This window comes from Pseudomonas sp. Lb2C2, from assembly GCF_052112205.1.
Taxonomy (GTDB): domain Bacteria; phylum Pseudomonadota; class Gammaproteobacteria; order Pseudomonadales; family Pseudomonadaceae; genus Aquipseudomonas; species Aquipseudomonas kilonensis.
The window spans coordinates 261,274-267,705 of record NZ_JAUTYW010000010.1 but is presented as its reverse complement, the minus strand read 5'-3'; the positions used below and the strand labels follow the sequence as shown (position 1 = coordinate 267,705).

7 protein-coding genes are annotated in these 6,432 nt (G+C 59.0%); 2 read left to right on the top strand and 5 right to left on the bottom strand.

The window, feature by feature from the left end; translation table 11 throughout:
- A partial coding sequence (locus Q7F16_RS27275) for a carbon starvation CstA family protein (RefSeq protein WP_409557252.1) occupies positions 1-264 on the bottom strand: 264 nt, incomplete at its 3' end.
- Between the two features lie 158 nt (positions 265-422).
- Here Q7F16_RS27275 and Q7F16_RS27270 point away from each other — a divergent pair.
- Positions 423-779, top strand: coding sequence for a PilZ domain-containing protein (locus Q7F16_RS27270; protein WP_079302693.1), 357 nt, complete (start codon positions 423-425; stop codon positions 777-779).
- A 143-nt stretch (positions 780-922) separates the two neighbouring features.
- Here Q7F16_RS27270 and radA read toward each other — a convergent pair whose 3' ends face one another.
- The 3 genes from radA to katB form a co-directional block, all read right to left on the bottom strand.
- Positions 923-2,290: a DNA repair protein RadA gene (radA, locus tag Q7F16_RS27265; RefSeq protein ID WP_018606739.1), complete on the bottom strand. Its 1,368-nt coding sequence runs from the start codon at positions 2,288-2,290 to the stop codon at positions 923-925.
- Between the two features lie 196 nt (positions 2,291-2,486).
- Positions 2,487-3,035, bottom strand: a complete 549-nt coding sequence (locus tag Q7F16_RS27260; protein ID WP_079303434.1) for an ankyrin repeat domain-containing protein — start codon at positions 3,033-3,035, stop codon at positions 2,487-2,489.
- A gap of 151 nt (positions 3,036-3,186) precedes the next feature.
- Positions 3,187-4,728 (bottom strand): catalase KatB, encoded by a 1,542-nt coding sequence (gene katB, locus Q7F16_RS27255; RefSeq protein ID WP_046065177.1) that lies wholly within the window; start codon positions 4,726-4,728, stop codon positions 3,187-3,189.
- 282 nt (positions 4,729-5,010) lie between these two features.
- Between katB and mscL the strand changes: the two genes are divergently transcribed.
- The gene (gene mscL / locus Q7F16_RS27250; protein ID WP_014340304.1) at positions 5,011-5,424 is read left to right on the top strand and encodes a large-conductance mechanosensitive channel protein MscL; all 414 of its coding nucleotides are present in this window, start codon (positions 5,011-5,013) and stop codon (positions 5,422-5,424) included.
- A 55-nt stretch (positions 5,425-5,479) separates the two neighbouring features.
- Here the strand turns inward: mscL and Q7F16_RS27245 are convergent, their stop codons facing one another.
- A complete protein-coding gene (locus tag Q7F16_RS27245) occupies positions 5,480-6,256 on the bottom strand; it encodes a ferredoxin--NADP reductase (RefSeq protein WP_409557251.1) in 777 nt (258 codons plus the stop codon).
- Positions 6,257-6,432: the final 176 nt, after the last annotated feature.

Sequence of the window (6,432 nt, the reverse complement as noted above, 5' to 3'; positions counted from 1 at the left end):
TTTGTTGGTCGGGACATAGTCCAGGCCATCGTTGTTGAGCACGGCGGGGGTGGCCCGGCGCGCATCGAGTTGCATCACGTTGTTGGCGATGAAGAGGCTGTAGTAGCGGTAGGCGACCAGGTAGATGACCACGGCTGCGACGACGATCCATAAGGCGTTGATCGCCTCGCCTCGACGCAATGCCACGACGCCCAGGGCGCACGCTCCTACGACGGCCAGCAGTAGCCAGGGTAGATGGCGCAGCAGGCTATTATTGTTTTTCATTTTTATATTCCAGCCAGGGTGGACAAGAAAGATAGCCACAGGAGTTTAGCGCTAACCCGGGCAAAGGCCATACTCGACGTTCGTTTGTCAGCGGCCGAACGGTGACGATGCCCCGTCAGTTGGGTCTATAGTCAATGAATCTCCAGAGGGAATGCGTAATGAGCGAACGTCGCCGCTTCGTACGAGTTGACTTCCATGCCAGGACCGAGCTGAGCCAGGGTCCGTTCATCTGGCCGGTAGAGTTGCTGGATCTGTCCCTCAAGGGATTGCTGATCAAGAAACCCGAACCCTGGCTTGGCGATATCGACCGCCCCTTCATGGCCGATATTCATTTGAGCCCTGATGCTGAGATCAAAATGGAAGTTCGGTTGGCCCATGATGACCATGGTCACCTGGGCTTCGCCTGTGAGCACATTGACCTGGACTCCATCGCACACCTACGCCGGCTGGTAGAGCTGAATGTGGGCGACCATGACGAGTTGGAGCGGGAGTTGGCGGCGTTGATCCAGATTTGAATCCAGCGGTGCCCCCTGTGGCGAGCGGATTCTGTGGGAGCAAGGCTTGCCCGCGATGGCGGCGATGCGGCCCTTCAAAATCGAGTCGTCTGCATCGCGAGCAAGCTTTGCTCCCACATGCCTTCCTTGCGCAATTGCCAGTGCTATTCGAACAACGCATCCAACGCCTGTTCCAGGCGCGTCACCGCAATGATCTGCAACCCCGGCGGTGCTTCCTTCGGCGCGTTACCCTTGGGCACGATGGCACGTTTGAAACCGTGCTTGGCCGCTTCCTTGAGCCGCTCCTGCCCACTGGGCACCGGCCGCACTTCGCCCGACAACCCCACTTCGCCGAACACCAACAGGTCGTGGGGTAGCGGCCGGTTGCGCAGGCTGGACATGACCGCCGCCATCAACGCCAGGTCGGACGCGGTTTCCAGCACCTTGACCCCGCCCACGACGTTGAGGAACACGTCCTGGTCGTGAGTCGGAATCCCACCGTGTCGATGCAGCACCGCCAGCAACATGGCGAGCCGATTCTGATCCAGGCCCAGGGTGACCCGACGCGGATTCGCCAGATGGCTGTCGTCCACCAGCGCTTGCACCTCGACCAACATCGGCCGGGTCCCTTCCCACGTCGCCATGACCACACTGCCGGGGACTTCTTCCTGGGCACGCGTCAGAAAGATCGCCGAAGGGTTTGAGACTTCTTTCAAGCCTCTGTCGGTCATGCCGAACACACCCAGTTCGTTCACGGCACCAAAGCGGTTCTTCACCGCCCGCAGCAAACGCAGCCGACCATCGGATTCGCCTTCGAAATACAACACGGTATCGACCATGTGCTCCAACACGCGCGGCCCCGCCAGTGCGCCTTCCTTGGTGACGTGGCCCACCAGGAAAATCGCCGTGCCGCTCTGCTTGGCGTAGCGCACCAGCAGCGCCGCGCTTTCGCGCACCTGGGACACGCCGCCCGGGGCCGATTGCAGCTGTTCAGTGAAAATGGTCTGGATCGAGTCGATCACCATCACCTTGGGCTTTTCCAGGCGCGCCGTGGCGATGATGGTTTCGATGCAGGTTTCAGTCATGACCCGCAACTGGTCCTGGGGCAAGCCCAGGCGTCGGGCGCGCATGGCGACCTGCTGTTGGGATTCTTCACCTGTGACATACAGCGCCGGCATGCGGGTGGCGAGGCTGCACAAGGTTTGCAGCAGGATGGTGGATTTGCCGATGCCCGGATCGCCGCCGATCAGCACCACCGAACCGTCCACCAGGCCACCGCCCAGCACGCGGTCCAGTTCACCGGATGCGGTGGAAAAACGCGGGACTTCTTCGACGCTGACTTCGGCCAGGGTCTTGATCTGCGCCTGCTGACCGGCCCAACCCGTACGACCGGTGGGCGCCGCCGCACCGCCGCTTTCCACCATGGTTTCGGTCAGGGTGTTCCAGGCCCCGCATTCGCTGCATTGGCCGGCCCATTTGGGAAAGGTCGAGCCGCACTCGGTGCAGCCGTACATGCGCTTTGCCTTGGCCATCTGAACTCCGGGTAAAAACCGCGATGATAGCCCAGTCGGTGGCCTGTACGGCCAGTTCGTTAGCTCAAATTCGGATGCCAGAAGTTCATAGCAAAGGCGCTGTGACGAGTCATAGCCCGCTATGGCGAGGAACAGCAACGCAGGATATGGGCTTCTGGCGCCGAAGTTGGGCTGACAGAACTGGCCACACAGGCCACTAGCGCGGGGCCGGCATTCTGATTTCACCCTTCGCCAGATCCACCGCAGTATTGCCCAACGGGTCCTGGGCCTGCAGATCGGCGCCCTTGGCCTTCAAGGCATCGAGCAACTCGCCACGCTTGAACAGGCCGGCATACATCGCCGCGGTCTGCCCGGCACCGTTGCGTTGGTCCGGGCTGCAATCGGTGGACAACAAACGCCGCGCAATCTGCACTTCGCCCTTGAAAATGGCGCCCATCAACGCCGTGTTGCCACGTTTATCCTGGGCACAGGCATCGGCACCTGCAGCCAGCAGCCGTTCCACCGCTGGGCCGTGGCCGTGATAGGCCGCCAGAATCAGCGCGGTGTAGCCCTTCTCATCCCGGGTATCCAGGGAATAACCGGCCTCGATAAAGGTCTCGAGCATCGGCACGTCGCCGCGGCGAGCGGCGTCGAAATAATAGTTTTGCAACTGTTCCTGGACCGCAGCCGGTTCGATGGGTATCGGCTGATCGGCCAGTACACTCAGTGACCAGGTCGCAAGCATCGATAAAAGTAATCTGCGCATCATGACGTCTCCTCTGGCAGATGGCTGTGGGGGCATGTTGTGGGAGCAAGGCTTGCCCGCGATGCAGGCAACTCGGTCTGGTTTCAGACCCCAGCGCCTGTATCGCGAGCAAGCTTTGCTCCCACAGGTCATGCACCTGCCTGGCTGTGGATCAGTCAGTCAGTTTTTCCGCCAGGGCCTTGACCCGGGCCAGATCGCCTTTGGCGACACGAGCCACGCCAGTGCCGTACTCAGGGTCAGCCTTGTAGAGGAACGACAGGATGATGTGCTTGCTCTCGTCATCGGTGGTCGCCAGGGAGCCGCCGAAGCTGTCGATCAGGTCATCACGCTCTTTCTTGCTGAACGAACGATACAAATCACCGGCCTGCTTGAAGTTCTGCTCGCGCTGGATCTTCGCCTGCTGGGTACTGCCGGTCAGCGCAGTCTGGCTGTAGCGTGCCGCTTGCGGTTCTTCACGCGGCGTCAGGCGGCTCGGCTGATAATTCACCCCGGTGCTGGTGCTGCCTGGGTTCATCGCACCGTCCTGGTTACCGTTGTTCACCGCCACCTTGGGGGCGTTGATCGGCAATTGCAGGGCATTGGCGCCTATCCGGTACATCTGCGTGTCGGCGTAGGAAAATACTCGCCCCTGGAGCAAACGATCCTCGGAAGGTTCGATACCCGGTACAAGATTGGCCGGCGCCATGGCCACCTGCTCGGTTTCCTGGAAGACATTCGCCGGATTGCGATTCAAGACCATTTGTCCGACTTTGCGCTCAGGCACGCCCGGCCAGATCTTGGTCGCGTCCAGTGGGTCGAAGTCAAACTTGGCAAGGTCCTGTGGGTTCAGTACCTGGACGTACAAGTCCCACTTCGGGAAGTCGCCCTTATTAATATGAGTCACCAGATCATTTGTCATATGGCTGTAATCTTGACCCTGAACTTTCACAACTTCTTTCGGATCGAGATTTTTCAAGCCCTGCAAACTTTTCCAATGAAACTTCACGTAGTGAACTTCACCCTTGGCATTAACCAGTTTGTAGGCATGTACACCATTGCCGTCCATTTCGCGGTAACTGGCCGGTGTCCCGGAGTTGGAATACAACTCGGTCAGGGTGCGGGTCGATTCTGGTACATGGGAGAAGAAATCGAAGCGGCGTGAATCATCGTCCAGGTTGGTCCGCGGGTCGGGTTTGAAGGCGTGGACCATGTCCGGAAACTTGATGGCATCGCGGATGAAGAAGGTTGGGAAGTTGTTACCTACCAAGTCCCAATTGCCGTCGGCGGTGTAGAATTTCGTGGCGAAACCACGGGGATCGCGCAGGGTTTCCGGCGAATGATTGCCGTGCACCACGGCAGAAAAACGCACGAACACCGGCGTGACCTGGCCTGCGGCAAAGACCTTGGCCTTGGTCAGGTCGCTGAGGTCGTCGGAAACGGTGAATGTGCCATGGGCGCCGGTACCACGGGCATGCACCACGCGCTCGGGGATACGTTCACGGTCAAAACGCTGGAGCTTCTGGATCAACTGCACGTCTTGCAGCAGGGTCGGGCCGTTGGGGCCTGCCGTTTGCGAGTTCTGGTTGTCGCCGACAGCCGCACCGTTGTCCCGGGTCAGGGTGGCCGCGTTGACAGACAAGGACAAAAGGCTCGCGGTCAGCACAAAAAAAGCGCGGCGATGGGAATAAGCCCCGTGGCCAAGGGAAGTGTTCATAGGCGTGTTCCTCTGATGTTATAGAGCGCATCCATGTGCGCCATCCAGAGGCTAGTGCTCGGAAAAGGAAAACCTAAATAGAAATGCCGTACCGTGTCGATAGAAAAAACGTTGTAGGGCACCAGGCTGAAACCGCGTATCACGCGCGATTGATGGCACTTTGAAAACTTTTCACCCGGGACTAGGTCGATAATTGAAGCTTTGTAAGCAGGCGTTTCGAGCAAGACTCGTTGGGCTGACTTACACTGCCACTCATCTTTAATCTGTCACAAGGAATAACTCATGGGCGTGCTAAGCGAGTTCAAGGCCTTCGCGGTCAAAGGCAATGTCGTCGACATGGCCGTCGGGATCATCATCGGTGCCGCTTTCGGCAAAATCGTTTCGTCATTCGTTGGCGACGTGGTCATGCCTCCGATCGGCCTGCTGATTGGCGGGGTGGACTTCAGTGACCTGGCCATCACCCTCAAGGCCGCCCAAGGTGAGGCGCCTGCCGTTATGTTGGCCTACGGTAAATTCATCCAGAGCACCATCGACTTCATCATTGTGGCGTTCGCCATTTTCATGGGCGTCAAAGCCATCAACCGCCTCAAGCGCGAAGAAGCCGTAGCCCCCAGCGCGCCTCCGGTTCCGACCAAGGAAGAACTGCTGCTGGGTGAGATTCGCGACCTGCTCAAGGCTCAGAACGAGCGGCCCTGAGGCGGGCAGCCACTGACAGCCCCGATGGCGAGGGGATTTATCCCCTCGCCACAACCTACCAGTAGTTTTCCACCGCCACCTGGCCCGGCCGACGGGTCAGGCTCAGTTGCAGCCCCCTGGCCTTGAGCAACTTGCGCGTGTCATCGATCATTTGCGGGTTGCCGCATAGCATCACTCGCGAATGCTCCGGCGTAAGCGCTATACCGGCCGCCCGCTCCAGTTCGCCATTTTCGATCAGCGTGGTGATCCGCCCATTGAGCGCCCCCGGATGCTGTTCACGGGTGACGGTCGCAATGAAACGAAATTTATGAGCGTGCTCGGCCAGGTAGTCGCGCTGGGGCAGTTCCTTGATCAGGTCCTGATACGCCAGCTCCTGCGCCTCGCGCACGCTGTACACCAGGATGATCCGCTCGAATTTTTCCCAGACCTCAAAATCCTGGAGGATCGAAAGAAACGGCGCCACACCCGTCCCCGTCGACAGCAGCCACAAATCCCGTCCATCGACAAAGCGATCCAGCGTCAGATAGCCGACCGCCTGGCGTTCCACCAACAGTTCGTCACCCGGCTGCAGGCGGCTGAGCTCACTGGTGAACTCGCCATCGGGAACCACGATGGAAAAGAATTCGAGGAACTCGTCGAACGGCGAAGACACCATGGAATACGCCCGCCAGACGGTGGTCCCGTCCGCCTTGAAGACCCCCAGCCGGGCAAACTGCCCCGCCCGGAAGCGAAAGCCGCGATCCCGGGTCGTGCGCAAAGTAAACAAATGAGGCGTCAACGGCTGGACATCGAGCAGGGTCTGGCGGGTGAACTTCTCTGCGCTGTCGGTCATGAGCCACTCCAATAGGACAAGACTTGCAGTGTCCCGCAAAGCGGGCGTCTTCACCACCGATGATGAACGATGGCACTTTAGCCACAAGCTGCGTCTGACCAACAAAATCTTTTACTTAACTTATACAAACCTAAAATCGATGTAAAAATAACCAACTAAAAAGTTTATCTTCTTAA